Raw genomic sequence first — 26,337 nt, forward strand, 5'->3', positions numbered from 1 at the left:
TTTGTTTTTGGGATTAGGGCGCCATACGCGCTCAGTTCGGCGCGATAGAGCCGACTTCGACGGCATCGACGCGCTTCAGGCTCATGCCGATGACCGGTACCAGCTGGTCCTGGACACGCACGGCAACCGTCACGGTCATCGAATTGTCGTCGGGAATGCGGGCCTGCATGACGCCGCGCAATTGGTTGCGGTTGATGGTGAAGACCACCTTGCGGGCATCGACAACGTTGCCGCCGATGATGTCGAGGCCGGAACCGGCAGCGCCGCCCATGAAGGAACCCTTGTAATCGCGGCCCTTGCGCTCGATCTTGGCCGACATCGGCTGGGTGAACATGCCGACCCGGCAGCCGCCGTCCAGCGTCATGCCCATCTTGCCGTCCGGCGTGGAGCCGGTGAAGCTGCAGTTGAATTTCGTGCCCTTGTACTTGCCGGCGACGATTTCGCCCGGGCCGACCCATTTGCCTTCGGCCGACTGGAAGAACTGCTTGTCCGGCTCTGTGGCGGAAGCCCCCGAGGCAACACCGACGACTGCTGTGATCGCGACGGCCAAGGGCAAGACGCTGGACAGAATTACGCTTTTCATCGACGACACCCGGCAACAAAGATGCTGTTTGGAACCGGTTTGACCATGAAGAAGATTGGTTAATGCTTCGTCACTGTGGGGCCGCGAAACCGCGATCCGTTCACCGTCTCGAAGAGGAAAACGCTATTTGCCGGGGCCTGATGTCTCAGTGTCCTTCTTCGTGGCAAACGATGTCAGAGCCGAGAGGAAATCGCCTAGTCCCGGGCGCTTCGCCGCACTGAAGGGCAGGGGGCGCGCCGTTTCCATCGCCGCGATGCCGATGCGCGCCGTCATCATGCCGTTGACGACGCCCTCGCCAAGCTTGGCTGAAAGCCGTGCGGCCAGCCCATGGCCGACAATCTGCTGGACGAAACTGTCGCCGACGGCGATCGAGCCGGTGACCGCCAGATGCGCCAGCACGCTGCGCGCCAGGCGGAAGAAACCCAGCGTTCCCGGTCGTCCGCCATAGAGTTCGGAGAGGCGGCGAATGAGGCGCCCGGCCTCGAACACGACATAGGCGACGTCGACGAGCGCACGAGGGCTGACCGCCGTCACCAACGAGACGCGTTTGGCGGCCTCCAGAATCATCACCTTTGCCCTGGCGTCGAGGGGGCCGAGAATTTCCGCTTCGGCCAGACGCACCAGATTGCCGCCGTCGATGATTTCGCCGCGCAGTTCGGCCAGTGCGCGCCGGCCGGCCGCGGTCTCGGGCTTGGCCGCGACGAAAGCCGAAAGCTCGTCGACCACCGATCGTGCCGCCTTGGGATCGTCGCGCGCGATGGCATCGAGCGCGCGTTTTTGCAGTTTCTCGACTTCGGCGAGGCGGGCGATCGCCAGGAATTCGCGGATCAGGATCACCAGAAGCGCCAGCAGCGCGACAACGGCCATGCCGGCGGCCAGCCAGCCCAGCCATTCGGCGCGGGCAAAGAGATCGCGAATCAGCTGGTCGGTCCACAGGCCGACAGCCAGCGAAACCAGCACGCCAATGGCGCCGAAGAAGATGCTGCCGAACAGCGAGCGTTTCCTGGGAGCGACCGCCGGTGGCGGTTCGGCGGCAACGATGTCTGGTTCGTCGAAGACGTCGACCTCCGCCGGTATGACCAGCGCGACATCGGTCTTCATCACACGGGGTTTGCGCGAAGGGTCGGCCTGGCGCGTCTTTGCTGCTTCTTGTGTCGGCGCGGCTTCCGGCTCGATGCGGAATGCCGCCGGTTTGCGGGGCGCGATCATGCCAGATGGTCTCCGATCAGGAACTGCAGGGCACGGTCGAGCCTGATGTGCGGCAAAGACAGCGTGACGCCTTCGGCCGTGCGTTCGAGTTTTGGCGGACGGAACCGGACAAAGCGGATTGCCGGGTCCGTGGAATCCTGCCGGTGATCGGGGCCCGAAGTATCGAATACCGCATCAATCTTCTCTGGTAAGTCACCGGGAAATATAGCTGTTTCCGTCTTTCCATCAAACGTTTCGCCGTTGATCTTCTCGCCGGCGATCGGCGTGCCGATGATGACGGGCAATGTCTCACGACCTTGCTTGACCATGCCCTCGCGGGTCGCCCGCACCGCCGCCATGGCGACCACGTCGACATCGGCGCCGGTGAAATTCGCCCGCGCCACGGCACGGTCGGCCAGTCGCCGAACGATCGCCTGCAACCGGTCATGGCTTTCGTGGTGCAGGTGGTCGGCCTTGGTCGCGGCGACGAGGATGCGATCGATGCGGCGCGAGAAGAGATCGGTGAGGAAGCTGCTCCGGCCAGGGCGGAAACAGCTGAGGATCTCGGTCACGGCGCGCTCGAGGTCGGCCATGGCGCCGGGGCCGGCGTTCAGCGCCTGCATGGCATCGATCAGCACGATCTGGCGGTCCAGACGCGTGATGTGTTCGCGGAAGAAGGGCTTCACGACATGCGTCTTGTAGGCTTCGTAGCGCCTGTCCATCATGGCGTGCAGCGATCCCGGGCGCGGACGCCTGTCGAGGCCGGACAGCGGCGCGAAGGTCAGCGCAGGGGAGCCTTCGAGATCGCCAGGCATCAGGAAACGGCCGGGCGGCAGGGTCGAAAGCGCGCGTTCGTCGAGCTTGCAGGCCTTGAGATAGGCGGCGAAGCTTTCGGCCAAGCGCCGTGCGGTCATCTCGTCGGCGTCAGCATTCGGGTCGATCTCGGCTGAAATCGCTTGCCAGGCCCGCGAAAGATCCTCGCGCACCGGCAAAGTGGCCATCTCGATGGCCTCACGCGAAAAATCGGCGAAGGATTTGCCGAGCAGCGGCAAGTCGAGCAGCCATTCGCCGGGATAATCGACGATATCGACCGACAGTTTGCCTGAGGAGAACATGCGGCTCCAACCGGAGGCCGATTCGTATCGATGGTCAGCCGCAGTTCCGAAATGGCGCGCGTCGAATCGGGCCAGACGCGGTCGTTGACCAATGCGGCGATGTGGTCCTCGTACTGGAAGCGCGGCACGGCGTCGTCAGGCTGCTCTTCGAGGAAGGCGCGCGCGATTCGCCCGGATTTCTGCGCCTCGAACAGCGGCAGGCGTCCGCCGTGGATCAGATTGTGGACCAGCGCGGAGATGAACACCGTCTTGCCGGCGCGCGAAAGGCCTGTAACGCCCAATCGCAGCGACGGCGAAAATAGCCCGGTGGCGCGTCCCGACAGCGTATCGAGGGCAATCCTTGCCTCGTCGGTGAAGGTGGTCAGCGATGATGCCAAAATGTGATCTCTCGGGCTTGCGTCCGTCCGATATAGGCGTTGGAGCCCGGCTTTGAAATGGCGCCAGAAATTGACATCCAAATCGATGCTAGAGATCGGCCGGTGTCAGAAACGCTTCGAGATAGCCCGCTTCCTGGCTTGCTTTCGCCAATTCATCCAGGAAACGAACGACCGCCAGGCCCGAGGTCGGGAAACCATGATTGAGCAGTGCACGCGCCGTCTCGTCGCCGTCGCCCGAGACCGCCATGGCAAGATCCTCCGTCATCGGGTTGTGGCCGATGACCAGCAGCGAACCCGGCCCGCCATGCTCCCGGATAAGACGGAGATAGCCGGCCGCGTCTTCGCTGTAGAGCGTGTCGAGAAACAGCACCTTGCCGGTGTCGGCCTGGCCAGCCAGGCCTTCGAGCGTTTCCTTGGCGCGCCTGGCGTTGGAGCACAATGTCAGGTCGGGGACATAGCCACGTGAGCGCATGGCAGTGCCCATGATCTCGGCGTCGGCGCGGCCGGATGCGTCGAGCGGGCGATCGAAATCGCGCATGCCGGGCAGCGCCCAGCCGGCCTTGGCGTGTCGCAACAGATAGAGCCTGCTCACCCAACCTCCAATGATGCCGAAGCCGAACCCGCATCGCGATTAGCCACAAGAAGGGCGTTGCGCACAATGGTCCGTATTCTCCCGCGCAAGGAATTGCGCACAACACCACGTGGTAATGGGTTGCGGCACTTTCGCCATCGAATCAGCAGCATCTCGCTCAGACACGTGCCGCAGGGGCACTTTAACAATTGCGTGAGTCGGTGGCCGATTGCGCTTGTGCAGGCGTCGGGCGGCGAATATATAGGCGCGAAATTTGGGGCAGTTTGGGTGAGTCGAATGAACGACATCGTTACCGCCGATTACGTACCCTCCGAAGACGAGCCGTTCATGAACGAACGGCAGAAATCCTACTTCCGCCTGAAGCTCGTCACTTGGAAAAATGACATATTGCGCGAAGCGCGCGAAACTCTCGAAATCCTGCAGCAGGAAAACGCCAACCACCCCGACCTCGCCGACCGCGCCTCTTCGGAAACAGACCGCGCCATTGAGCTCAGGGCCCGCGACCGTCAGCGGAAACTCATTTCAAAGATCGATTCGGCGCTGCAGCGCATCGATGAAGGCACTTACGGCTACTGCGAGGAAACCGGCGAGCCGATCGCGCTGAAGCGGCTCGACGCGCGTCCGATCGCTACCTTGTCGATCGAAGCGCAGGAACGGCACGAGCGCCGCGAAAAAGTCTATCGCGACGACTGACGTATCGAGGGTGAGCTGCCTGTCAGGGCAGTTTCAATGAAGTAGCAACAAAAATGGCCGGGTTTTCCGGCCGTTTTTATTGGTGCGTGGCAAATCCATTGCAGCAAGCGGAAGCAAACCTCGGCCAGATTGCCGGCCGGGCGGGGCGCCTCAGGCGCCAATTATCTCTTCTGGCTTGAAAGTTCGCCCAGCAGCTTGGTCATTTCATCGTCGAGCGACTGCGGCGCCTTGGCTGCCGGTTTGCCCACCGGGCCGCCGGAGCGGGGCTGGTCGAGCGAAAATTCGAGGTCCTTCATCAACGTTTCGTCGATGCTGTCCTGCCTTGGCGGCGGTGGTGGCGCGTGCCTGATGGCATTGGCGTTGGCGGAGCCGTAGGCAGGCAGCGGCGTGACATTGGTCGATTGATAGGTCTGCGTCACCGGTTTTGGTGCGGGCGCCGGGGCCGGTGGCGGCGCTGCCGGGCGCGGGCGGGCAGGCGGCACGGCCGCGGTCACCGGTTGGGGCACCGGTGCCGGTCGTGCCGGTGCGGGAGCCGGCTGAGGCGGCCGCGGCTTTGCCGCCGGGGCCGCGGTGGCCGGGACAGGCTGCAGGCCGCCATCTCCGGTCAACGCCGGACGGCGCGGGGCGGCGAGACGGATGTCGCGCTCGACAACGACATCGGTCGGGCCGCCGATCAGAAGCAGATGCTCGATGTCGTCGCGGCGCACCAATACCAGCCGGCGATGGCTGTCGACGGCGGTGGCATCCATGACGGCGAGCCGCGTCTTGCGGTTCCGGCCACCGGCGACAAACGTGCCGAAGGTCAGGTTGCGCACGAGCCTGATGATGACGAGCACGATGACCAGCAGGATCAGCGCCGCAAAGGTCCACAGGAGTGCCGCCGCATAACCAGGGCCCGCCACGCTATCCAGCCACTGCATTGGTTTCCCCTGATCGGTTTTGGAAAGTGACGCGACACTAGACCGTTGCGACTGGCTACCGCAAGTTGCCTTTCACGCATCGTGAACAGCTTGAAACACGGCCGGCATCATTTTTATCTGACATTTGCCGCCCGGGCCTTTTCCGGACCAGGAGAATGTGATTCAACCGGCTAAAGCGCGTCGCGCTGACGCCGATTCATGCGACGCGTTCTAGATCCTTGTTTTCATGCATGTCGTTTTCCCAAAACCGAAGTCACTTTTGGGCGACATGCATTAGGGGCGGGTGTCGGAACGTCGGACTTCACGAGCAGGGGGCATATGGCCAAGGAAGCGCGCGGCGATTTCTATCCGGTACCGATCGTCGACCAGAACACGCGACCGGGCGCGGTCACCCGGCTCATCATCTTCATCGTCGTTCTGACGGGCGCCGCGATCATTTTCGGCTTGTTCCGCGAGCGCCTCGGGGACCCGTTCCTGCTCGGCATGCTGGGCGTGCTGGCGATGATCGGCGTTGGCTTCCTGTTCGCGACCGCGATCGGCTTCGTACAGGTCACGCCGCGCTCGACCGGCGATGAACTGTCCAAGGCTTTCGTCGATTCGATGGCACAGGGCCTGCTGGTCACGGACACCAAGGGCCGCGTCGTCTACGCCAACCGGGCCTATGCCGACATGACCGGAGCCTCCTCGGCCGCCGACCTCAAGACGGTCGAAGGGCTGCTATCGGATGTTCCCGAGGCCTCGGTGACCATTTACCGGCTGGCATCCGGCCTGCGTGACGGCCAGCCGGGCGACGGCGAATTTCGGCTGGCGCAGTCGATCCGGCCCGGCGCCGAACCGGGCGCTCGCTGGTACAGGGCGCGTGCCCGCACGTTCAACGTTCCGGGCCAGCGATTGCCGATGCTGGCCTGGCAACTCTCCGACATTTCTCAGGAACGGGCCGAGCAGGAGCGTTTCTTCCTCGACCTGCAGAAGGCCATCGATCACCTCGACCACGCCCCGGCCGGCTTCTTTTCCGCCGACCAGGACGGTCGGGTCACCTACATCAACGCCACGCTCGCGGAATGGCTCGGTATCGATCTCGCCAGCTTCACGCCCGGCGCCGTGACCTTGCCGGATATCGTTGCCGGCGACGGCATGGCGCTGGTGCGCTCGGTCAAGGCCGATCCAGGTACGACGCGCAACGCGGTCATCGATCTCGACCTGACGACGATGACGGGAGAGGCGCTGCCGGTGCGCTTCATGCATCGCGTTTCGGCCAGCCGCGAAGGTGTCGGCGGCCCGACGCGCACGATCGTGCTCAACCGCACGCAGGGCGAGGACGCTTCGGCCGATCTGCGCGCTTCGGAAGTGCGCTTCACCCGCTTCTTCAACTCGACGCCGATGGCGATCGCGGGTGTCGATGCCAGCGGGCGCATCCTGCGCACCAACGCGCCGTTCCTGTCGCTGTTTTCCTCGGTCGTCGACCGGGACGCCGTGGATCGCCGCGTGCGGCTCGATACGGTGATCCATGAACGAGAGCGGCCGGCCTTTGCCGCCGCATTCGAGAAAGCCCGGCAGCGGCAGGCCGACATCGAGCCGATCGACACCGTGCTGCCCGGTAACGAAGAGCGACACATCCGATTCTACGTCAATGCCGTCGCCGATGGCACCGGCGGCGAGGGTGCCGAGGAATCGGCCATCGTCTACGCCGTCGACACGACCGAGCAGAAGGCGCTCGAAGGGCAGATGGCGCAAAGCCAGAAGATGCAGGCGGTCGGACAACTCGCCGGTGGCATCGCCCACGACTTCAACAATGTGCTGACCGCCATCATCATGGCGTCGGACCTGCTTTTGACCAATCACCGGCCGTCGGACCCGTCTTTCCCCGACATCATGAACATCAAGCAGAATGCCAACCGGGCGGCCTCGCTGGTCAGGCAGTTGCTGGCTTTCTCGCGCAAGCAGACGCTGCGGCCGGAAGTGCTGAACCTGACCGACGTGCTCGCCGATCTCAGGATGCTGCTTGCCCGCCTGGTCGGCAACGATATCAAGCTGAAGATCGACCACGGCCGCGACCTGTGGCCGGTCAAGGTGGATATTGGCCAGTTCGAGCAGGTGGTGGTCAATCTGGCGGTCAATGCGCGCGACGCGATGCCTGCCGGCGGCGATCTTACCGTGCGCACCCGCAACGTCACCGCCGAGGAGTGCAAGACCTTCCCTTATCGCGAACTCACCGCGGCCGACTATGTCGTGGTCGAAGCCGAGGACACCGGCAGCGGCATCGCGCCCGACGTGCTGAAGAAGATCTTCGAGCCGTTCTTCACCACCAAGGAGGTCGGCAAGGGCACGGGCCTTGGCCTGTCCATGGTCTACGGCATCATCAAGCAAACCGGCGGCTTCATTTTCTGCGATTCCGAGGTCGGCAAGGGATCGACCTTCCGCATCTTCCTGCCGCGCCACATCGCGGAAGCGAAGACGGCGGCCGAACCCGGGGAAGCGCCGAGCGCAGCACCAGTCAAACCAATCGACAGCACCAAGGACCTGTCCGGGTCGGCCACGGTGCTGCTGGTCGAGGACGAGGATGCCGTGCGCATGGGCGGCATGCGGGCCCTGATTTCGCGCGGCTATACGGTGCACGAGGCATCCTCCGGCGTCGAGGCGCTGGAAGTGTTCGAAGCCCTGGGCGGTAAGGTCGATATCGTCGTCTCCGACGTGGTGATGCCGGAAATGGACGGGCCGACCCTGCTTGGCGAATTGCGCAAGCGCCAGCCGGACATCAAGTTCGTCTTCGTGTCCGGCTATGCCGAGGACGCATTCGCCAGGAACTTGCCGGCCGACGCGCATTTCGGCTTCCTGCCGAAGCCGTTCTCGCTCAAGCAACTGGCGACGATCGTCAAGGATGTGCTTGAATCCTAATTTAGCGTCCTCCAATAACCGTTTTGCGTAACGCCGTGACAGCGCCATGATTGCGGGTGAAACGGCAAGCGGGCTTGGGGGAGCAGCGGTTGACGCCACACATCGAAGCAGACAAGGGCGACTACGCCGAAACGGTGCTGTTGCCGGGTGACCCGCAGCGCGCCGAATGGATGGCGCAGACATTTCTGGAGGCGCCACGCTGCGTCAATCGCCGGCGAGGTGCTCTCGGCTTTACCGGTCTCTTTCGCGGCCGGCCCATCAGCATTCAGGCGACGGGCATCGGTATTTCATCGTTCCTGATCTATGTGCATGAATTGCTTGATTATTATGGCGCCCGAACACTGATCCGCACGGGTACCTGCGGTGGCCTCAGCGACGAGCTAAAGCTGCGCAGCCTGGTGATCTCGCAAATGGCACGGCCGGAGAACACTGAGAGCGGTCAGGTCTTTGGCCTCTACGGAGCTGATGCCGGCCCGGATCCGGCGCTGCTTGCTTGCGCCTTGGCCAAGGCAACCGAACTCGGCATAGACCACCATGCCGGCCTGACAGCCTGCACCGACATATTCTACCATCCTGACGAGCGCACCCGCTATGCCGAAGCAAGGGCGCTCGGAGCGCTGGCCGTGGACATGGAAACCAGTGCGCTCTACCGCATCTCGGCGCATTTCGGCGCCAGGGCCTTGTCGCTGCTGACCGTCGTCGACAATCTGGTTACCGGCGAACAGGCCGACTATTCCGAACGCCAGGCGCTTTTCTCCGATATGAGCCGGCTGGCGCTCGAAATCGCCGTGGAAGGGTACTACGCCGCTTCCTGCTTCAGCGCTATCCGCTCGTCCAAGTCAGGCCGATGGCCGCGCAGATAGAGCGCGCAGGTGGTGCGCAGCATGGACGCGAAATTGGGGATCTCGCCATTGATCTCAATGGCTTCGTCGTAAAGCTTCGAGATGAATTTGGGCGTTGTCAGGTTCTGGCTTTCAGCGATTTCGTCGAGCAAGGCCCAGAACGTCGCCTCGAGCTGGATGCTGGTCGAATGGCCATCGATGCGAATCGACCGGTTGATCTGGCGATAGCCTTCCGGATCCTGTGCGGCAAACACTCTGCACATCGTTACCTCCCATTTTTGTTGGTCTTGGGCGTCGACGGAGCCATCGGCGCCTTTTGATCACTGCCTGCGATTTCATTTTCGACCGGACGGTCGACAACGGCAATCGGACTTTCGTCCTTAATGTATGTACCCGTTTTCCGATCCTATGCGTGGTAATCGGCTGCCACCACCTTATCTCCACCGGCGCGCATAATCACCTGCGAAAGCACGAACGCTGCGGGGGCTGATTTGGCGAAGGCGATCCACACCATGGTCCGGGTTCTCGACGAGGCCCGGTCCATCGATTTCTACAATAAGGCCTTCGGTCTCGACGTCGCCCAGCGGCTGGATTTCGAGACCTTCACGCTGATCTACCTCAGCAATGCCGATACGCCTTTCGAAGTCGAGCTGACCGTCAACAAGGGGCGGCAAGAGCCTTATGCGCTTGGCGACGGCTACGGCCACCTCGCGGTCTCGGTTGCCGATCTCGACAGCGAACACGACCGCCTCGGCGCGCTTGGCCTCAACCCGAAGAAGATCGTTGAGTTCAACCGCGACGGTTCGCTGATCGCCCGCTTTTTCTTCATCGAGGATCCCGACGGCTACAAGATCGAGGTCCTGCAGCGTGGAGGGCGCTTCCAATAGGACACATCGCAGCCGCACCGACAGGTGCGGCGCCAGCAACGGCATTCCTAGGGGTGCAAATAGCAAGCAGGGAGGAACAAATGGTCACGATCTATGACGGGAAACCTGGACTTTCGCGTCGGGAACTTCTCAAGCGCGGCAGCATCGGCGCGTTGCTCGTCATTTCCGGCAGCGCGGTCATCAGCCCGGAGCACGCCTGGGGGCTGGAAACCTCGGCGTTGAAGCCGGAGACGATGGCGACGCTGATCCAGGTAGCGCGCGATATCTATCCGCACGATCAGGTGCCGGACAAATACTATGCCGTTGCGGTCAAGGGCCATGACGAGACGGCGGCCAAGGATCCCGCTCACAAGGAACTGATCGAGAACGGCATTGCCGAACTCGACAAGAAGGCCGGCAAGGGTGGCTATCGCGGGCTCGGCTGGGAAGAGCAGCGTGTGGCGCTGCTCACCGAAATAGAGAAGACGCCTTTCTTCCAGGCGGTGCGCGGCGGTCTCGTCGTCAGCCTCTACAACCAGAAAGAGGTGTGGCCGATCTTCGGCTACGAGGGCGAGTCCTATTCGAAGGGCGGCTATATCGCGCGCGGTCTCAGCGACATCGAGTGGCTCTGAGCCTCGATCGTTCCAGTAACCCGCAAACAGGAATTCATGGGAGGAAACCATGGCAGCTTCATTTGATCTGAAAAACGATGGCGTGGTCGTCATCATCGGCTCGGGCGCCGGCGGCGGCACGCTCGGCAATGAACTCGCCCAGAAGGGCATCGACGTCGTCATCCTCGAGGCCGGTGCGCGTCACGAATATGAGGACTTCATCAACGACGAGTGGGGTTCGTTCGCCCAGCTTGCCTGGACGGACAAGCGCACGACATCCGGCGACTGGCGCGTGGCCGAGGATTTCCCCAACCTGCCGGCCTGGATCGTCAAGTCGGTCGGCGGCTCGACCACGCACTGGGCCGGCGCCTCGCTGCGGTTCCAGGAGCATGAGTTCAAGACGGCGTCGACCTACGGCAAAGTGGAAGGCGCCAACCTGCTCGATTGGCCGGTCACGCTGGCCGAGATGGAACCTTACTACGCCAAGGCGGAAGCCAAGATGGGCGTCACCGGCACCAATGACTGGCCGCGCCTGCCGGGCAACAACAATTTCAAGGTGCTGAAGGCCGGCGCCGACAAGCTCGGCTACAAGGAATGCCACACCGGCAACATGGCGATCAACTCGGTCGAGCGCGACGACCGCAACTCCTGCCAGCAGACCGGCTTCTGCTTCCAGGGCTGCAAGTGGGGCGCCAAATGGTCGACGCTCTACACCGAAATCCCGAAGGGCGAGGCGACAGGCCATCTCGAAGTCCGGCCGAACGCCATGGTGATCAAGATCAACCACGACGCCAGCGGCAAGGTGACCGGCGTCGTCTACGCCGACAAGGACGGCAAGCTGCAGGAGCAGAAGGCTCGCATCGTCGCGGTTGCCGGCAATTCGATCGAGAGTCCGCGCCTGCTGCTCAATTCCGAATCGGCCAAGTTCCCGCACGGGCTTGCCAATTCGTCGGGGCAAGTGGGCAAGAACTACATGCGGCACACCACCGGCTCGGTCTATGCCATCTTCGACAAGCCTGTGCACATGTATCGCGGCACCACCATGGCCGGCATCATCCGCGACGAGGCGCGCCATGATCCATCGCGCGGCTTTGTCGGCGGCTACGAGTTCGAGACGCTGTCGCTCGGCCTGCCATTCATGGCGGCCTTCCTCAATCCGGGCGGCTGGGGACGCTCCTTCACCACGGCGCTCGACCACTGCGACCATATGGCCGGCCTGTGGATCGTGGGTGAGGACATGCCGCGCGAGGAGAACCGCATCACGTTGCACAAGGACGAGAAGGACGCGCATGGCATGCCGATCGCCGATGTGCATTTCGACGACCACCCGAACGACACGGCGATGCGCAACCATGCCTACAAGCAGGCCACCGCACTTTACGATGCGGTCGGCGCCACCCGCACCTTCCCGACGCCACCCTATCCCTCGACCCACAATCTCGGCACCAATCGGATGAGCGAGAAGGCGGAAGACGGCGTCGTCAACAAGCATGGCCAGGCGCACGACATCAAGAACCTGTTCGTGTCCGACGGCAGCCAGTTCACGACAGGTGCCGCAGAAAACCCGACCCTGACCATCGTCTCGCTGGCAATCCGCCAGGCCGATTACATCGCCGCCCAGATGTCGGCGAAAACCATCTGACCTCCCGACTGCCTGCTGGCGCGGAACTCAACGGGTTCCGCGCCTTTTTTTGACCTCGCAGCCTCAGGCCCCGACCGGCTGGCCGTCCTTGCGGCGGATGGCGACGACCGATGGCCGCGGCGGCTGGCCGTCCTTGAAATCGGGCCACAGCGACTGTGCCTTGTCGAGCGTTTCTGCATCCTCCGAGGGATGCTGGACCGAAAGGAACAGCGTCGTGCCATCCGGGGTGAAGCAAGGGCCGGTCGCTTCCGCGCCATGCGGGCAGGTGAACAGCAGCTTTGGCAGGCCGCGCGCCGGGCCTTCCGTGTCGACGCCATAGACGCCGTCCGGGAGGTCGAAATCATTGGCGCCATCGGTTGCCACCCACAGCCGCCCGGCCGGGTCGAAGGTGATGTTGTCAGGGCAGACGAACCAGCCATTGTCCGACGTGTCGGGATGGAAGGTGGCGCCGACTTTCGCGTCCTTGGGATTGCCGCAGAGCACGAACAGGTCCCAAGCGTATTTGTCGGCGGTGTGGTCGGCTTCGGTGCCGCGGCCGCCAGGCGGGATCAGCTCGACGATGTGGCCCCAGAGGTTTTCGGGCCGCGTGTTGGCCGGATTGACCTTGGATTCGTCGCGCTTCTTGTTCTTGGTCATGACGGCGTAGACGTGGCCGGTGACCGGATTGGTCTCGATGTCCTCCGGCCGGTCCATCGGGGTCGCGCCGAGGGCATCCGCAGCAAGGCGCGTCTTCAACAGCACTTCGGCCTGGTCGGCAAAGCCGTTCTCGGCGGTGAGCTTGCCCTGGCCGTGAACCAGCGGCAGCCAGGTCATGGAGCCATCGGCGTCGTAACGGGCGACCGAGAGCACGCCATCGTCCAGGAGGCCGTTGCTGGAAGCCGGGTTCGCCTTGTCGTAGGCCTTGTTCGAGACGTAGCGGTACATGTATTCGAAATAGTCGTCGTCGCCCATGTAGACGACGATGCGGCCGTCCTTGTTGAGGACGACCGTCGAGGCTTCGTGCGACATGCGGCCAAGGGCGGTGCGCTTCACCGGCTTCGATTGGGGATCATAAGGGTCGATCTCCACCACCCAGTCGAAGCGGTTCGGCTCGTTCGGCTCCTTGTCGATGTTGAAGCGGTCATGGAAACGGCCGCGACCATAGATGTCGGAGCCATCGAAGCCGTAGCGGTCGAGAATGTTCGCGGTCGGCGCCTTTTTCGGGTCGCCGCCGAATAGATCGGAAACGCCTTCCTCGCAGGTCAGCACGGTGCCCCAGGGGGTGAAGCCGCCGCTGCAATTGTAGCTGGTGCCAAGCACTTTTGTGCCGGTCGCGTCGGCGGATGTCTTGAGCAGCGCATGGCCGGCCGCCGGTCCGGAAACGGTCATCTCGGTGTTGGCGGTGATGCGGCGGTTGAGCGGGCTGTCCTCGACCGTTTGCCACTTGCCGTCCTTGAACATGATTTCGACGATCGAATGACCCATCGCCGCCAGGCCGAGCTCGACCTGTTCCTTGCTCATCGTCTTGCCAGCGTTGTCCTCGGTCATGCCGGGGAACATCACATTGGGCGAGATGTATTCGTTGTTGACGCAAAGCAGGCCATGATCAGAGTTCACCGAACCCTTGGGCAGCGGCAGGAAGGCGATGTAATCGCAGTTATAGCCGAAGCGCTTTTCCTGTTCGGCGGCTGGGACCGTGTTGCCGTCGAAATCCGCCAGGCCGGCGACAAGCGGATCGCCCCAGCGTGCGACGATCGTTGTTTCGTAACCTTCGGCGGCGGCGTGGGTCTTGTCATAGACGCGCTTCAGTTCGGGAAAGCCGATCGTGGAAAGCGCTGCAGCCGCATGTGTCTCGCCAGCAAACAGCGAGCCGACAAAGCTGCCGCCGGCGATCAACGCACCGGAAGCAAGGCTGCCCTTCAGGAGGGTCCGGCGCGAGACGCGTTCGGCGATGATTTCGCGAATGACAGGGGAGGATGAAGACGGGAAATTGGCCATGTGTCTGCCTCTCGATGTGGATGGGTGACGGCGCACCGCTGCCCTATCCAGCTTCGGCAACATCCAGATGACATGAGAAGGCGGACACGGCTTGCGGGCCGCATGGGGGCGGCGCCGTCGCCGAGGAAAGGCCTACTGAGTTCGCCCTGAAAAACTCTTGGATCCCTTGCGTTGCAGGGATTCCCATCGGGTTTGAAGTATTGGAGAATGCCGGAAACCACCTTCGATCCCGTCGTTTCCTGGTGTTTTTGCAATGCTTCCAGCCCGTCCGTCGTCCGGTAAGAATGATTTGTTCCGCGAGCGCCTCGATGCCATCATCAATCCGCGCCATCCGCTGGTCCGGTTGTCGGCATTGATGCCGTGGTCGCGCTTTGACGAAGCGTTTGGCGGGTTTTATCGCCCGATCGGCAGGCCGGCCAAGCCGACGCGGCTGATGGTCGGTCTGCATTACCTCAAGCACGTCCACGACCTGTCCGACGAAGAAATGGTGGAGCGTTGGGTTGAGAACCCGTACTGGCAGTTTTTCTGCGGCTTCGAGTTCTTCCAGCACGAGCCGCCGATCGATGCCAGCACGATGACGCGCTGGCGCAAGCGGATCGGGTCCGAGGGGCTGGAGGAAATGCTGAAGGCAAGCGTCGACGTCGCACTCGAGACGGGGACTGCGAAGCCCGGTTCGCTGGAGCGGATCACCGTCGACACGACGGTGCAGCCGAAGGCGATCGCCCACCCCACCGACAGCCGGCTCTACCTCAAGGCAATCCAGATCCTGGTGCGTCAGGCCAAGCGGTACGGCATCATGCTCAGGCAGAGCCACATGCGGCTGGCCAAGGCAGCGGCGGTACGGGCGGGTCGCTATGCGCATGCCCGGCAGTTCCGCCGGATGCGTCGCGAACTCAAGCGCCTTCGCACCTATCTCGGCCGGGTGTTCCGCGACGTCGGTCGCAAGATCGCCGGCAATGCCGAACTCGAGGCCAGATTTGCCCCGTTGCTCGGGCTCGTCGAGCGGCTCTTGGCGCAGAAGCCGAAGGACAGGAACAAGATCTATTCCCTGCACGCGCCCGAGGTGGTCTGCATCTCGAAGGGCAAAGCCCGCAACCCTTACGAATTCGGCTGCAAGGTCGGGATCGCGGCAACCAACCGCGAGGGCCTCGTGCTGGCGGCCAAGGCGTTCGAGGGCAATCCGTATGATGGCCACACGCTCGCAGCAACGGTCGATCAGGCCGCGCAGATTGGCGGCGTCGAGCCGGACCGCATCTACGTCGACAAGGGCTATCGCGGCCACGATTATGCCGGCGCGGGATCGGTGATGGTCGCCGGCCGCAAGCGTGGCCTGACGGCCACCATGTGTCGGGAACTGAAACGACGATCGGCCATCGAGGCCACCATCGGTCACATGAAGACCGACGGCCGACTGGACCGCAACTTCCTCCTCGGCCATGATGGCGATGCGACCAATGCGCTGCTCGTCGCCGCAGGCCACAATCTGCGCCTGGTCCTCACGGTTCTCGCGCTTTGGCTTGCCTGGTGCCTGCAAGCACTCCAGCCGAAAACTGCGAAATCGGATGCTTCCACCCGTCTTCACGCGTTCGGAATATCAACGCCTTAGCCGTTATTCAGGGCCGACTACTGATTGCCTCCCTTGGTGCAGGTCGAGGCGGTGAAGGCGCCGTCGGGCTGCTTCATGATGATGTCGAAGGAGGGCGGGCTCTGGCCATCCAGCGTTGCCTGGGTCATCGACAGCGCGTTGCCGCCGGTGGTGTAGCCGCCGAGCGGTCCCAGCCAGGAGATCACGCCGTTTGCGTCCATCTGGTAATTATAGCCCTGTTGGACGGTCCCGAAGGTGACAGGGCCGGTGTAGACATTTCCCTTGATGGTGATGTCGCCAAGGTTGAGGAACATGCCGAGCAGGTAGACTTCGCAGTGATAGGTGCCATCGGGCATCTTGCCGTCACTGAAGTCGGCCCGTGCTGCCCCGGTCGCTGTTGCCAGAAACACGATGCCGATCAAAATGCGTGAAATCAGGGATGCCATGACGTTGCTCGGTTGAGGAGCGAGCTTGCCCTATTTTTGCGCCGCGCCGCAACATTTGTCGTCCGCGACCTGCGTGTTGAGGCCAAAATCTAGGCATTTGGTAAAATTGGGCGAAAATTAGGCAGACGCCGTGTGCGCTGCGCAAATTTCCCTCAACCAATTTTTAACCGGCTCTCTTTTGTTTGTTCAATCTAATATAATAACGCGCTGATAACGTTTGGCTATTTGTCGCTTTTCAGCGTCCCCTAAGCGGTTGGCATGGGGGTTGCATTGCATTGTTGCGGTGCAATCAACCAGCTTGGGAGTCTTCGGTATGAGGGGTAGTTTCTCTACAATAACAAAAATGTTTTCGGCAAGCGTGGTCGCCGCCGGCCTGCTGATGTCCGTACCAGCCAGGGCGGCCGAGGACACGATCAAGGTCGGCATTCTCCATTCGCTGTCGGGGACCATGGCGATTTCGGAGACGACGCTGAAGGACGCCATGCTGATGCTCATCGAGCAGCAGAACGCCAAGGGCGGCCTGCTCGGCAAGAAGCTCGAAGCCGTCGTCGTCGATCCGGCTTCCAACTGGCCGCTGTTTGCCGAAAAGGCACGCGAGCTGATTTCGAAGGACAAGGTCGCGGCTGTGTTCGGCTGCTGGACCTCGGTGTCGCGCAAGTCGGTGCTGCCGGTGTTCTCCGAGCTCGACAACATCCTGTTCTATCCCGTCCAGTATGAAGGTGAGGAAAGCGAGCGCAACGTGTTCTACACGGGTGCCGCTCCGAACCAGCAGGCCATTCCGGCCGTCGACTATCTGATGAGCAAGGACGGCGGCTCGGTGAAGCGTTGGGTGCTGGAAGGCACCGACTACGTCTATCCGCGCACCACCAACAAGATCCTCGAAGCCTATCTGAAGTCCAAGGGCGTCGCCGCGGAAGACATCATGACCAACTACACGCCGTTCGGCTTCTCCGATTGGCAGACGGAAGTTTCGGCGATCAAGAAGTTCGGTTCGGCCGGAAAGAAGACCGCCGTCGTTTCGACCGTCAACGGTGACGCCAATGTGCCGTTCTACAAGGAACTCGGCAACCAGGGCATCAAGGCCGAGGACATCCCGGTCATGGCATTCTCGGTTGGTGAGGAGGAACTTGCCGGTCTCGACACCAAGCCGCTGGTCGGCCATCTCGCCGCCTGGAACTATTTCGAGAGCGTCAATACGCCTGAGAACAAGAAGTTCATCGCCGACTGGCACAAGTTCATCAAGAACAACAAGCGTACCACCAACGACCCGATGGAAGCCCACTATATCGGCTTCAACATGTGGGTGAAGGCGGTTGAAAAGGCCGGCACCACCGATCCGGACAAGGTCATCGACGCCATGATCGGCGTTTCGGTGCCGAACCTGACCGGCGGCTACTCGACGATGATGCCGAACCACCACATCACCAAGCCGGTTCTGATCGGTGAAATCCAGGCCAATGGCCAGTTCGAAACGGTTTCGAAGACGCCGGGCCTGGTCATGGGTGACGAATGGTCCGACTACCTGCCCGATTCCAAGGACCTGATTTCCGATTGGCGCGCGCCGCTCAGCTGCGGCAACTTCAACGTCAAAACCGGCAAGTGCGGCGGCAAAGGCACGAACTGATCCTCCCGGGCTGGACCTCCGGGTCCATGCCCAAGACCGCGCGCGTCCGGACGGTTTCCTCCACTGTCCGGACGCCACTCAACCTTCAAGGGTCACCAAGAGCCGATGAAGATTTTCCATGCGATGGGCCTGGCGCTTTTGTTCCTGTTGACGACGCTGTCGTCTTCGGGCGCTGCGGAAGCCGATCTGCATGCCATTATCGCTAAATTCGCGACAGTAACGGACTTCTCCGAGACGGGAGCCGTCGTTCACGAATTGACCGCCACAGGGGATCCCGCTGTCGAACGGGCGCTTGCCGCATTGGCTGACGGTAATCTTTACATTCGCACGGCTGACTCGATGGTGTTTGTCGGCAAGGAAGGCGATGAAAGCGTCCAGCTTTTTGACCCGCTAAGCGGCGAGGCAGCAGGAGAGGCCTCCGCGGACGACATCACCAAGATCAGCGTCAACAACACGTTGCGCCGCGCCATCCGTGATGCATTGGGCACGTTGACGCTTGGTTCCAAGGATCCGACTGTCCGCATCGCCGCAGCCGACACTATGTTCAAGACACCCGATGCCGCCAACATCGAGCCGCTCGAGGCAGCGATCGCCAGTGAAAGCGTGGCGAGCGTCAAGGCTTTGCTGGAGCAGGCGCGTGCCGCGTCCATACTGGTTTCAGACAAACCCGATGCAGACAAGCTCACGGCAATCGCCCTGATCGGTGCGCGCGACGACCGTGACGCGGTTTCGCTGCTCACTTCAGTCGAGGCCAATGCCTCGGGAGCTGTGAAGGAAGCGGCGACGGCCGCGATCGCCAACATCAATTCGACGCTGGCTTTCTGGGATGCCGGCCAGAACATCTGGTACGGCATTTCGCTGGGCTCGGTGCTGCTGCTCGCCGCGATCGGGCTCGCCATCACCTTCGGCGTCATGGGCGTCATCAACATGGCGCATGGCGAAATGGTCATGCTCGGCGCCTACACCACCTTCGTCGTCCAGCAGGTGATCCGCACGTCCTTTCCCGGCCTGTTCGACTGGTCGCTGGTGATCGCGCTGCCGCTTGCCTTCCTTGTCTCAGCGCTGGTTGGCCTGATCATCGAGCGCGGCGTCATCCGCTTCCTCTATGGCCGGCCGCTGGAGACGCTGCTGGCGACCTGGGGCGTGTCGCTGATCCTGCAGCAGGCGGTGCGCTCGATCTTCGGACCGACCAACCAGGAGGTCGGTAACCCCTCCTGGATGTCAGGGTCGTTCAACGTTGGTCAGCTCGCCATCACCTGGAACCGTCTGTGGATCCTGGTCTTCGCGCTCACCGTCTTCGGCCTGCTGCTCTACGTCATGAAGCGCACGCCCTGGGGCTTGCAGATGCGCGCCGCCACCGCCAACCGGCGCATGGCGGCCTCGATGGGCATCAGGACGCCATGGGTCGACGCGCTGACTTTCGCGCTCGGATCCGGCATTGCCGGTATTGCCGGTGTGGCGCTCAGCCAGATCGACAATGTCTCGCCCAATCTCGGCCGCGGCTACATCATCGACAGCTTCATGGTCGTCGTCTTCGGCGGCGTCGGCAATCTCTGGGGCACGCTGGTCGGCGCCTTTTCGCTCGGCATCGTCAACAAGTTCCTTGAGCCCTATGCCGGCGCCGTGCTCGGCAAGATCGTCGTGCTGGTGCTGATCATCCTGTTCATCCAGAAACGCCCGCGCGGCCTGTTCGCGCTCAAGGGTAGGGCGGTGGAAGCATGATTACCGGACGCTTCTTTGCCGCTGGCGCGGACCGCCGCATCGCCATCACCATCTTCATCCTGCTGGCGGTGGCCGTCATCGTGCCGCTGCTCAACCTGGCGGTGTCGCCGGCGAGCGCGTTCTACATCCCGTCCTATATCGTGGCGCTGACCGGCAAATATCTCTGCTACGCGCTGCTGGCGCTCGCGCTCGACCTGGTCTGGGGCTATTGCGGCATCCTTTCGCTTGGCCACGGCGCCTTCTTCGCGCTCGGCGGCTACGCGATGGGCATGTATCTGATGCGCCAGATCGGCTCGCGCGGCGTCTATGGCAATCCGATCCTACCTGATTTCATGGTGTTCCTGAACTACAAGGAACTGCCCTGGTTCTGGTACGGCTTCGACCATTTCTGGTTCGCTGGCCTTATGGTGCTTGCCGTGCCCGGCCTGCTCGCCTTCATCTTCGGTTGGTTCGCCTTCCGCAGCCGCGTCACCGGCGTCTATCTCTCCATCATCACCCAGGCGATGACCTATGCGCTGCTGCTCGCCTTCTTCCGCAACGACATGGGTTTCGGCGGCAACAACGGCCTGACCGATTTCAAGGATATTCTGGGCTTCAACGTGCAGGCCGACGCGACCCGCTCGGCGCTGTTTGCCGCGAGCGCGGTGATGCTCGCGCTCGCCGTGTTCATCACCTGGGCGATCGTCGGCTCCAAATACGGCAAGCTCTTGATGGCGGTGCGCGATGCCGAAAGCCGCACCCGCTTCCTCGGCTGGCGGGCGGAGAACGTAAAGCTGTTCGCCTTCACGGTGTCGGCCGTCATGGCCGGCATTGCCGGTGCGCTCTATGTGCCTCAGGTCGGCATCATCAATCCCGGCGAGTTCGAGCCATCCAACTCGATCGAGGTGGTGATCTGGGCGGCCGTCGGCGGGCGCGGCACCATCGTCGGGCCCATCATCGGCGCGCTGCTGGTCAATGCCGGCAAATCCTGGTTCACCGGCGTGCTGCCGGAGCTCTGGCTGTTCGCGCTCGGCGGCCTGTTCGTCGCCGTCACGCTGCTCTTGCCGAAGGGCATCATCGGCATGTGGGATAGCTGGCGCGGCAATGCGAAGGCGTTGCGCGCAGCCGCCGTTGCTGAAGAAGCCGGCACCGAGGTTGGCGTGGCGACCGCGACCTCGAAGCCCGCTCGCTCGCCGGCGAGAAATCCAGGCGAATGGTCCTGGTCCGACCCTGAACCGCAGGCGGCGGAGTAAGCGACCATGAGTAAATCGAACACCATCCTCTATCTCGACGGCGTCTCGGTCTCCTTCGACGGTTTTCGCGCCATCAACAATCTGTCGCTGGTGCTCGACAAGGGTGAGATGCGCGCCATCATCGGCCCTAACGGCGCCGGCAAGACGACGATGATGGACATCGTCACCGGCAAGACGCGGCCCGACGAGGGCGAAGTGTTCTTCGACGGTCAGGTGGATCTGACCAGGCATGACGAGGCCGAGATCGCCATGATGGGCATCGGCCGCAAATTCCAGAAGCCGACGGTCTTCGAAAGCCACACGATCGAGGAAAACCTGATGCTGGCGCTGAAAGGACCGCGTTCGATCTTCCCGGCGCTTTTTCATCGCCGCTCGGCGGCCGAGGCGCGGCAGATCGACGACATTCTCGGCATCATCCGGCTGGGTGACAAGCGCAGCGAGTTGGCGGCCAATCTCAGCCATGGCCAGAAACAGTGGCTGGAGATCGGTATGCTGTTGGCACAGGATCCAAAGCTGCTTTTGGTCGACGAGCCGGTGGCCGGCATGACCGACGCCGAGACCGAGGAGACCGCGCGGCTGCTCAAGGACATTGCGCGCGACCATTCGGTCATCGTCGTCGAGCATGACATGCATTTCGTGCGCGAACTTGGCGTCAAGGTGACCTGCCTGCACGAGGGCTCGGTGCTGTCGGAAGGCACACTCGATTTCGTTTCGGCCGACGAGCGCGTCGTCGAAGTCTATCTGGGGAGATGAGCATGGTCTGGCGGGTTCAATTCCATCGCTTCGACCTGTCGTTTCTCCGATCCTGGAAAAGGCGCTGAGACATGCTCGAAGTTTCAAACGCCACGCTCCACTATGGCGCCGCCCAGGCGCTGCGCGGCGTTTCGCTGAAGGCGGGCGCCGGCAAGATCACTTGCGTGCTCGGCCGCAACGGCGTCGGCAAGACCAGTTTGATGAGATCGATCGTCGGCCACCACCGGCTGACGAGCGGAAGCGTTGCCTTCGAGGGGAAGGCGCTCGACCGGAGCGCGGCGTATGACCGCGCCCGGTCGGGCATCGCATTCGTACCGCAGGGCAGGGAGATCTTTCCCCTGCTCACGGTGCGCGAAAACCTGGAATCGGGTTTTGCCCCCTTGAAGCGTGCCGACCGCAACGTGCCGGCGCATGTCTTCGAACTGTTTCCGGTGCTGAAGCAGATGCTCGGCCGCCGTGGCGGCGATCTTTCCGGCGGTCAGCAGCAGCAACTGGCGATCGGCAGGGCGCTGGTGATGCGGCCGAAGCTTCTGGTTCTGGATGAGCCGACGGAAGGCATCCAGCCATCGATCATCAAGGATATCGGCCGCGCCATCCGCTACCTGCGCGATCAGGCCGGCATTGCGGTGCTGCTGGTCGAACAGTATCTCGACTTCTGCCGCGAACTCGCTGACGAGGTCAACATCATGGATCGGGGCCAGATCGTCCATACTGGCCCGGCGGAAGATTTAGATCGCGCTGATGTACGGAAGTTCCTTACCGTCTAGAATCGGTGCTGGATTTCGACTGACGATCCAAAGTCCCTGGCAAGTCCAATATTTCTTCCATTCAGCAACCTGCATCTCTGGCGCGCCAGAGGCTGCATGCTAGTCTTTTGTTGGCTTTGTGAGTCGGCCGCTTCCGTATCAGTCTGGTTATCGCAGATCGAGGGCGCGGCGAAGGCCGGGCAAGTTCCACGCAAGCAAGGCTTCCTAGCTTCCCTCCTGCGATTTCTGTCGTTCAACGCGTTTGGGCACACAGGCTAAGGGACAGCCATGGAACGTTACGTCGAGGACTACCAGAAGCGGCGGCTTACCGAACGCGTCGATATTATCGCCGCCATCAACATCCTGAGATCGCAGGGCTGCGACTACGACGACCTGATCGAGGAGATCACCAAGGTGTTCTACGTCGACCTCGATACTTTCAATGAAATCGTCATGGCGGCATAGAGCCGCCTTCGCCTAAAGCGCGTCAGGTGACGCGCTTTAGGTCTTTGATTTTATGCGTGTCGTACTCCCAAAACCGAGGTCACTTTTGGGCGACACGCATTATCCAGCAATTACAGGCTCGGCACTGATACGCGCGGTCAGCTCGCGCGCCGGAATGGCGAGGCGGTGACGCGGTTGCGGCCGCCGCGCTTGGCGTCATAGAGCGCCCTGTCGGCGGCGCTGAGCACCTTGTCGAAGCTGATGCCGTCTTTGCTGCCGAACGCAAACCCGGCACTGACCGTGCAGGTCAGCGATCCCGTCTCGGTCTCTATCAGGCGCGTCGCGAAAGCGGTCCGGATGCGCTCCGCCGCTTCCTCGACCGTCTCCGGCAGGGTGCGCTTCAGCACCAGTGCGAACTCCTCGCCGCCCATGCGTGCGGCAACGTCGGTCTGGCGAAGATTGCCGGCGAGTTCCCCGGCGAACACCTTCAGCACCTCGTCGCCCGCCGCGTGGCCGAACTCGTCGTTGATGGCTTTGAAATTGTCGAGGTCGAAGACGATCACAGCGGTAAAGGCGCCGACCGGGACATGGCCATGCAGGTCGAACAGAGCGCGCCGGTTGAGCAGGCCGGTCAGGGGATCGGTGAGAGCGTTGCGGCGGTGGTGCCTGGCCAGGCGCCCCTGGTTGAGTGCAAGCGACAGCGCGCCAATACCCGTCATGCTGGCGATGACGACGATGAGGCTCAATTCCTCGGCCCAGTTGCTGGGCGCATGGCCGAGAACCAGCTTGCCGTCCTCAATGAGAACCATGGCACAGAGCGCGAAGGAGGTGGCCGTGGCGGCATAGAGTGCGGTGAGGCCGATCGTCAGGGCAGGGGCTTCGTCGCGGCCTTTCCAGTATTCGAGCGCTGTCGCGACCAGGAGCAGAGCGGCGAACAGGTTCTCGAACATGAAGCCGAGGCCGTCATAGCCCAGAGCCATGGCAGGCAGCGCTATCGCCAGCGAAACGCAGCCCAACAGCACCCGCGGCAGCGGCGAGCCGCCGGTTCTGAACTGGTAGGCAGCACCCAGCATGGTCGAGAAACCGAGCAGCAGGAGGGCCAGGGTGGCGATGCCGAGCAGGCGCCCGGGCATGTCGATATAGGCGTCATAGACAAAGATATCGCCGACCACGAACACCAGGCTGATCGCCCATGTCAGCAGGAATTTTTCCGAGCGCGCGGTCAGCCACATGCCGAACAATGTCAGGCTCAGGCAAGCCGCGGAGAAACCGACAGCCAGCAGAAGTGAAGTGTAGTCGAGCGACATGCCCCTCTTTCCCTGCCGGCGGCGGCTCCAGCTCTGCGGCTTGGCGTCGCCGCATTCATGCAGCAAGGAAGTGTCGATAAGGTTACGATGAAGGCGAAGATGCGAGGTTCTCGCTGGGTTCAACAGCATCGCCGATCCCCAGCAATGACACCTGGTCTGCCATTACCAGGTCGCCCAGGCTTTCAAACAAAGGCCCGAGATGCCGGGCATACGGCCTCCACTTGGCCACCGAGGCCGTGCTGATTGGCCGTCTTACCTGTGAGAGACTGGCTGTCCGCACCGGGCGTGCGTTTTCGTGGAAACGCATGACCTCGTCGGTCCATGGCAAGCCACAATGATCCAGGAGCCGGCGTATCTGCGGCTCGGGGTCGCGAACCAATTCCTCGTACGAGAGGCGAAGCACCCTTCCGGGCAGAACACGGCCCCAATGGTCCATCACCGCGACATAGCGGTGGTACTGCGCACCCAGTGCGGCAAGATCGTAGGTGAACTCGTGCCCAGTGCGGAATTGGCGCTGATAGCAGGCCAGACAAGTATCGACCGCGTCGCGCCTGATGTCGATGATGACGGCATCGGGCAGGCACAGGTCGATCATGCCGATATGGACGTAGTTGCCGAGCATCTTGTTGACGACCATCGACGCCTGCGCATCGATTTTGCGAAGCCTGGCGATGTATTCGCGGCCGATATCCCGGAAATGGGTGGAGATGGGGGCGGGCGGTTCTTCCGGACGTTTCCCATTGTCGGTGCTCGGACCGCCGTAAGGCCAGCGCATGTTGGTCATGATGGACAGGTCGGGAATCTCGCCGGCGCCGAAGACACTGGGGTGGCTGGCCAGAATCTGCTCGACCAGCGTCGAGCCCGAGCGCGGCATGCCAACGATGAAAGCCGGGATGCGGCTACGCTCGCCGTGCCCGCCGAACCTTGCCGTGAATTCCGGCGTAAAGGTGTCCTTGACATAGTCACAGACGAGCGCGTGCGCCCTCCCTGCCGCTTCCGGAGCCGTGAACTTCGGCTTGTCGTTGAACGGAGCGATCGCATTGGACGGTCCATTCGCCTTCTGCAACGTCGACAAGGTCAAGTCATTAGCTTGCTTCAAGGCCGTGAACGCCTGATCGTATTCGCCCTTGCGTCGCAGGATCTCCGCGACCGAAAACAAAAAGCTTGCGCGGGCCCCTGGCGGCACTTTCGGGTCCTGGCTCGCGCTTTTCATCAGCGTGAGGTCCTGCTCCGAAATTGCTTCGGGCCGGTTGAATGCGAGATGACTGTAGGGTCGTGAATTGTTTGGGTCTGTTTCGATCATCGTGCGACAGACCCGGATCAGGTTTTCGAATTGCCCGAGATTTGCGTAAGTATTCGCTAGTTCGGCCAATGCGCGCTGCATTCGTGGTTTCAATTTGACCGCCAAGTTGAAGCCGGATGCGGCTAGTTCAAGCCGACCGGAATAGCGATGAGCCAGCGCCAGATTGTACTGCGCCTCGGCGCTGGCAGGCAGTTCTTTTGCGATCCGTTTCAAAAGTCGAACCGATTCACCCAGGTCGCCATGTTCCATCTCGACCAAGGCGATGACTTCCAGTGCCTGCAGATTTCGCGGGGCCTGCCGCAGAATGGCTTCGGCGGTGGCGCGGGCGCGCCTGACATCGCCGGCAAGATGCAGCCTGCGGGCCTCGGCAATGAGGCGATCCAGTGAGAAACTGTTGCTTTTCTGCAACTCGGTTACCAATCTCTAATGTTGTCAGAAAACATCAATTGTTACCGCGTATAAAGAGGGTTACGCAAAGTCATGGGTTATCTGCGATACGGTCGCAGGGTGGTGGGGATAGCATGAAATTTCTGACAGCGGGCTTGTTCGCCTCCGTTTCGGCCATGGCGCTTACGCTTCCGGCGACGAGCGCCCACGCCGATCAAAGCGTTATTCAGTTCTTTATCTGTCAGGGACCCAGCCAGAGCGATTATTGCAGCAACACCAACCATACGTCTTACATTGGCCCAGGCTTCGACTCGGCGAACGGTTCTTCGTCTGTCGCGGGCGGCGTGTCGGAAGCAAGTGCGACCAATAACGTCGTCAACGATGCCTATGACGGCTGGGGAGCCATCTACGGCACCACTACAACCAGTGGCAACGTCTATAATAGTCCTTACGGAACACCATTCAACGGCCTTGCCGCGACACGTCA

At 62.2% G+C, this 26,337-nt stretch carries 22 protein-coding genes and 1 pseudogene; 13 read left to right on the forward strand and 10 right to left on the reverse strand.

Annotation, left to right across the window (positions count from 1 at the left end; all coding sequences use genetic code 11):
• Positions 1–31: 31 nt before the first annotated feature.
• The 4 genes and pseudogenes from AC0V7N_RS22920 to AC0V7N_RS22935 all read right to left on the reverse strand — a co-directional run bounded on the left by AC0V7N_RS22920 (position 32) and on the right by AC0V7N_RS22935 (position 3,855).
• Positions 32–583, reverse strand: coding sequence for a hypothetical protein (locus AC0V7N_RS22920; RefSeq protein WP_172228651.1), 552 nt, complete (start codon positions 581–583; stop codon positions 32–34).
• Between the two features lie 123 nt (positions 584–706).
• On the reverse strand, positions 707–1,792 hold the full coding sequence (locus tag AC0V7N_RS22925) for a YcjF family protein (RefSeq protein ID WP_475450630.1): 1,086 nt from the start codon (positions 1,790–1,792) through the stop codon (positions 707–709).
• Positions 1,789–3,263, reverse strand: a pseudogene (locus tag AC0V7N_RS22930) (YcjX family GTP-binding protein). The gene AC0V7N_RS22925 and the pseudogene AC0V7N_RS22930 overlap by 4 nt, the downstream one beginning before the upstream one ends.
• Before the next feature lie 88 nt (positions 3,264–3,351).
• A complete protein-coding gene (locus AC0V7N_RS22935) occupies positions 3,352–3,855 on the reverse strand; it encodes a histidine phosphatase family protein (RefSeq protein ID WP_496627279.1) in 504 nt (167 codons plus the stop codon).
• A 276-nt stretch (positions 3,856–4,131) separates the two neighbouring features.
• On the opposite strand from AC0V7N_RS22935, the gene dksA reads away from it, so the two are divergent.
• Positions 4,132–4,548: an RNA polymerase-binding protein DksA gene (dksA, locus tag AC0V7N_RS22940; protein WP_006202025.1), complete on the forward strand. Its 417-nt coding sequence runs from the start codon at positions 4,132–4,134 to the stop codon at positions 4,546–4,548.
• Positions 4,549–4,709: 161 nt separating this feature from the next.
• Here dksA and AC0V7N_RS22945 read toward each other — a convergent pair whose 3' ends face one another.
• On the reverse strand, positions 4,710–5,468 hold the full coding sequence (locus AC0V7N_RS22945) for a hypothetical protein (RefSeq protein WP_475450633.1): 759 nt from the start codon (positions 5,466–5,468) through the stop codon (positions 4,710–4,712).
• A gap of 318 nt (positions 5,469–5,786) precedes the next feature.
• On the opposite strand from AC0V7N_RS22945, the gene cckA reads away from it, so the two are divergent.
• Together cckA and AC0V7N_RS22955 are read left to right on the forward strand one after the other, a co-directional pair.
• Positions 5,787–8,363: a cell cycle histidine kinase CckA gene (gene cckA / locus AC0V7N_RS22950; protein WP_475450634.1), complete on the forward strand. Its 2,577-nt coding sequence runs from the start codon at positions 5,787–5,789 to the stop codon at positions 8,361–8,363.
• A gap of 89 nt (positions 8,364–8,452) precedes the next feature.
• Positions 8,453–9,226: a purine-nucleoside phosphorylase gene (locus AC0V7N_RS22955; protein WP_475450635.1), complete on the forward strand. Its 774-nt coding sequence runs from the start codon at positions 8,453–8,455 to the stop codon at positions 9,224–9,226.
• On the opposite strand, the gene AC0V7N_RS22960 is transcribed toward AC0V7N_RS22955, so the two are convergent.
• Positions 9,163–9,468 carry a ribbon-helix-helix domain-containing protein gene (locus AC0V7N_RS22960; RefSeq protein ID WP_475450636.1) on the reverse strand — a complete coding sequence of 102 codons (306 nt, stop codon included), beginning with the start codon at positions 9,466–9,468 and terminating at the stop codon, positions 9,163–9,165. The genes AC0V7N_RS22955 and AC0V7N_RS22960 overlap by 64 nt on opposite strands.
• Before the next feature lie 228 nt (positions 9,469–9,696).
• Between AC0V7N_RS22960 and AC0V7N_RS22965 the strand changes: the two genes are divergently transcribed.
• The 3 genes from AC0V7N_RS22965 to AC0V7N_RS22975 all read left to right on the forward strand — a co-directional run bounded on the left by AC0V7N_RS22965 (position 9,697) and on the right by AC0V7N_RS22975 (position 12,324).
• Positions 9,697–10,092, forward strand: coding sequence for a VOC family protein (locus tag AC0V7N_RS22965; RefSeq protein ID WP_475450637.1), 396 nt, complete (start codon positions 9,697–9,699; stop codon positions 10,090–10,092).
• A gap of 80 nt (positions 10,093–10,172) precedes the next feature.
• Entirely contained in the window at positions 10,173–10,703 is a 531-nt protein-coding gene (locus AC0V7N_RS22970) for a gluconate 2-dehydrogenase subunit 3 family protein (RefSeq protein WP_475450638.1), read from the forward strand.
• A gap of 49 nt (positions 10,704–10,752) precedes the next feature.
• A complete protein-coding gene (locus tag AC0V7N_RS22975; protein WP_496627280.1) occupies positions 10,753–12,324 on the forward strand; it encodes a GMC oxidoreductase in 1,572 nt (523 codons plus the stop codon).
• A gap of 63 nt (positions 12,325–12,387) precedes the next feature.
• Here AC0V7N_RS22975 and AC0V7N_RS22980 read toward each other — a convergent pair whose 3' ends face one another.
• Complete coding sequence (locus AC0V7N_RS22980; protein ID WP_475450640.1) at positions 12,388–14,301, reverse strand: PhoX family protein; 1,914 nt, start codon at positions 14,299–14,301, stop codon at positions 12,388–12,390.
• Positions 14,302–14,554: 253 nt separating this feature from the next.
• Here AC0V7N_RS22980 and AC0V7N_RS22985 point away from each other — a divergent pair, with 253 nt between their 5' ends.
• Positions 14,555–15,907: an IS5 family transposase gene (locus tag AC0V7N_RS22985; protein ID WP_464614840.1), complete on the forward strand. Its 1,353-nt coding sequence runs from the start codon at positions 14,555–14,557 to the stop codon at positions 15,905–15,907.
• A 17-nt stretch (positions 15,908–15,924) separates the two neighbouring features.
• Here the strand turns inward: AC0V7N_RS22985 and AC0V7N_RS22990 are convergent, their stop codons facing one another.
• A complete protein-coding gene (locus AC0V7N_RS22990; RefSeq protein WP_475450641.1) occupies positions 15,925–16,332 on the reverse strand; it encodes a hypothetical protein in 408 nt (135 codons plus the stop codon).
• Between the two features lie 343 nt (positions 16,333–16,675).
• Here AC0V7N_RS22990 and urtA point away from each other — a divergent pair, with 343 nt between their 5' ends.
• The 6 genes from urtA (at position 16,676) to AC0V7N_RS23020 (ending at position 22,874) form a co-directional block, all read left to right on the forward strand.
• A complete protein-coding gene (gene urtA, locus AC0V7N_RS22995; RefSeq protein WP_475450642.1) occupies positions 16,676–17,956 on the forward strand; it encodes an urea ABC transporter substrate-binding protein in 1,281 nt (426 codons plus the stop codon).
• Positions 17,957–18,061: 105 nt separating this feature from the next.
• Entirely contained in the window at positions 18,062–19,678 is a 1,617-nt protein-coding gene (urtB, locus tag AC0V7N_RS23000) for an urea ABC transporter permease subunit UrtB (protein WP_475450643.1), read from the forward strand.
• Positions 19,675–20,910 (forward strand): urea ABC transporter permease subunit UrtC, encoded by a 1,236-nt coding sequence (gene urtC, locus AC0V7N_RS23005; protein WP_475450644.1) that lies wholly within the window; start codon positions 19,675–19,677, stop codon positions 20,908–20,910. The genes urtB and urtC overlap by 4 nt, the downstream gene beginning before the upstream one ends.
• 6 nt (positions 20,911–20,916) lie before the next feature.
• Positions 20,917–21,663: an urea ABC transporter ATP-binding protein UrtD gene (urtD, locus tag AC0V7N_RS23010; RefSeq protein ID WP_475450645.1), complete on the forward strand. Its 747-nt coding sequence runs from the start codon at positions 20,917–20,919 to the stop codon at positions 21,661–21,663.
• 71 nt (positions 21,664–21,734) lie between these two features.
• A complete protein-coding gene (gene urtE / locus AC0V7N_RS23015) occupies positions 21,735–22,430 on the forward strand; it encodes an urea ABC transporter ATP-binding subunit UrtE (RefSeq protein ID WP_013895283.1) in 696 nt (231 codons plus the stop codon).
• Between the two features lie 267 nt (positions 22,431–22,697).
• Entirely contained in the window at positions 22,698–22,874 is a 177-nt protein-coding gene (locus AC0V7N_RS23020; protein ID WP_013531844.1) for a hypothetical protein, read from the forward strand.
• Between the two features lie 137 nt (positions 22,875–23,011).
• On the opposite strand, the gene AC0V7N_RS23025 is transcribed toward AC0V7N_RS23020, so the two are convergent.
• Both AC0V7N_RS23025 and AC0V7N_RS23030 read right to left on the reverse strand, forming a co-directional pair.
• Entirely contained in the window at positions 23,012–24,160 is a 1,149-nt protein-coding gene (locus tag AC0V7N_RS23025; protein WP_475450646.1) for a GGDEF domain-containing protein, read from the reverse strand.
• Positions 24,161–24,242: 82 nt separating this feature from the next.
• The gene (locus AC0V7N_RS23030; protein WP_496627281.1) at positions 24,243–25,871 is read right to left on the reverse strand and encodes a sulfotransferase; all 1,629 of its coding nucleotides are present in this window, start codon (positions 25,869–25,871) and stop codon (positions 24,243–24,245) included.
• Between the last annotated feature and the right edge of the window lie 466 nt (positions 25,872–26,337).

This window comes from Mesorhizobium kamtschaticum (assembly GCF_056174585.1).

What these genes read in the sequence shown, in the direction of transcription:
- AC0V7N_RS22945 (WP_475450633.1), bottom strand. Translation starts at nt 5,468, where the DNA reads ATGCAGTGGCTGGATAGCGTGGCGGGCCCTGGTTATGCGGCGGCACTC.
- dksA (WP_006202025.1), top strand. Translation starts at nt 4,132, where the DNA reads ATGAACGACATCGTTACCGCCGATTACGTACCCTCCGAAGACGAGCCG.
- cckA (WP_475450634.1), top strand. Translation starts at nt 5,787, where the DNA reads ATGGCCAAGGAAGCGCGCGGCGATTTCTATCCGGTACCGATCGTCGAC.
- urtA (WP_475450642.1), top strand. Translation starts at nt 16,676, where the DNA reads ATGTTTTCGGCAAGCGTGGTCGCCGCCGGCCTGCTGATGTCCGTACCA.
- urtE (WP_013895283.1), top strand. Translation starts at nt 21,735, where the DNA reads ATGCTCGAAGTTTCAAACGCCACGCTCCACTATGGCGCCGCCCAGGCG.
- AC0V7N_RS22985 (WP_464614840.1), top strand. Translation starts at nt 14,555, where the DNA reads ATGCTTCCAGCCCGTCCGTCGTCCGGTAAGAATGATTTGTTCCGCGAG.
- urtC (WP_475450644.1), top strand. Translation starts at nt 19,675, where the DNA reads ATGATTACCGGACGCTTCTTTGCCGCTGGCGCGGACCGCCGCATCGCC.
- AC0V7N_RS22925 (WP_475450630.1), bottom strand. Translation starts at nt 1,792, where the DNA reads ATGATCGCGCCCCGCAAACCGGCGGCATTCCGCATCGAGCCGGAAGCC.
- AC0V7N_RS22920 (WP_172228651.1), bottom strand. Translation starts at nt 583, where the DNA reads ATGAAAAGCGTAATTCTGTCCAGCGTCTTGCCCTTGGCCGTCGCGATC.
- AC0V7N_RS23025 (WP_475450646.1), bottom strand. Translation starts at nt 24,160, where the DNA reads ATGTCGCTCGACTACACTTCACTTCTGCTGGCTGTCGGTTTCTCCGCG.
- AC0V7N_RS22990 (WP_475450641.1), bottom strand. Translation starts at nt 16,332, where the DNA reads ATGGCATCCCTGATTTCACGCATTTTGATCGGCATCGTGTTTCTGGCA.
- AC0V7N_RS22970 (WP_475450638.1), top strand. Translation starts at nt 10,173, where the DNA reads ATGGTCACGATCTATGACGGGAAACCTGGACTTTCGCGTCGGGAACTT.
- urtD (WP_475450645.1), top strand. Translation starts at nt 20,917, where the DNA reads ATGAGTAAATCGAACACCATCCTCTATCTCGACGGCGTCTCGGTCTCC.
- urtB (WP_475450643.1), top strand. Translation starts at nt 18,062, where the DNA reads ATGAAGATTTTCCATGCGATGGGCCTGGCGCTTTTGTTCCTGTTGACG.
- AC0V7N_RS22975 (WP_496627280.1), top strand. Translation starts at nt 10,753, where the DNA reads ATGGCAGCTTCATTTGATCTGAAAAACGATGGCGTGGTCGTCATCATC.
- AC0V7N_RS23020 (WP_013531844.1), top strand. Translation starts at nt 22,698, where the DNA reads ATGGAACGTTACGTCGAGGACTACCAGAAGCGGCGGCTTACCGAACGC.
- AC0V7N_RS22960 (WP_475450636.1), bottom strand. Translation starts at nt 9,468, where the DNA reads ATGTGCAGAGTGTTTGCCGCACAGGATCCGGAAGGCTATCGCCAGATC.
- AC0V7N_RS22980 (WP_475450640.1), bottom strand. Translation starts at nt 14,301, where the DNA reads ATGGCCAATTTCCCGTCTTCATCCTCCCCTGTCATTCGCGAAATCATC.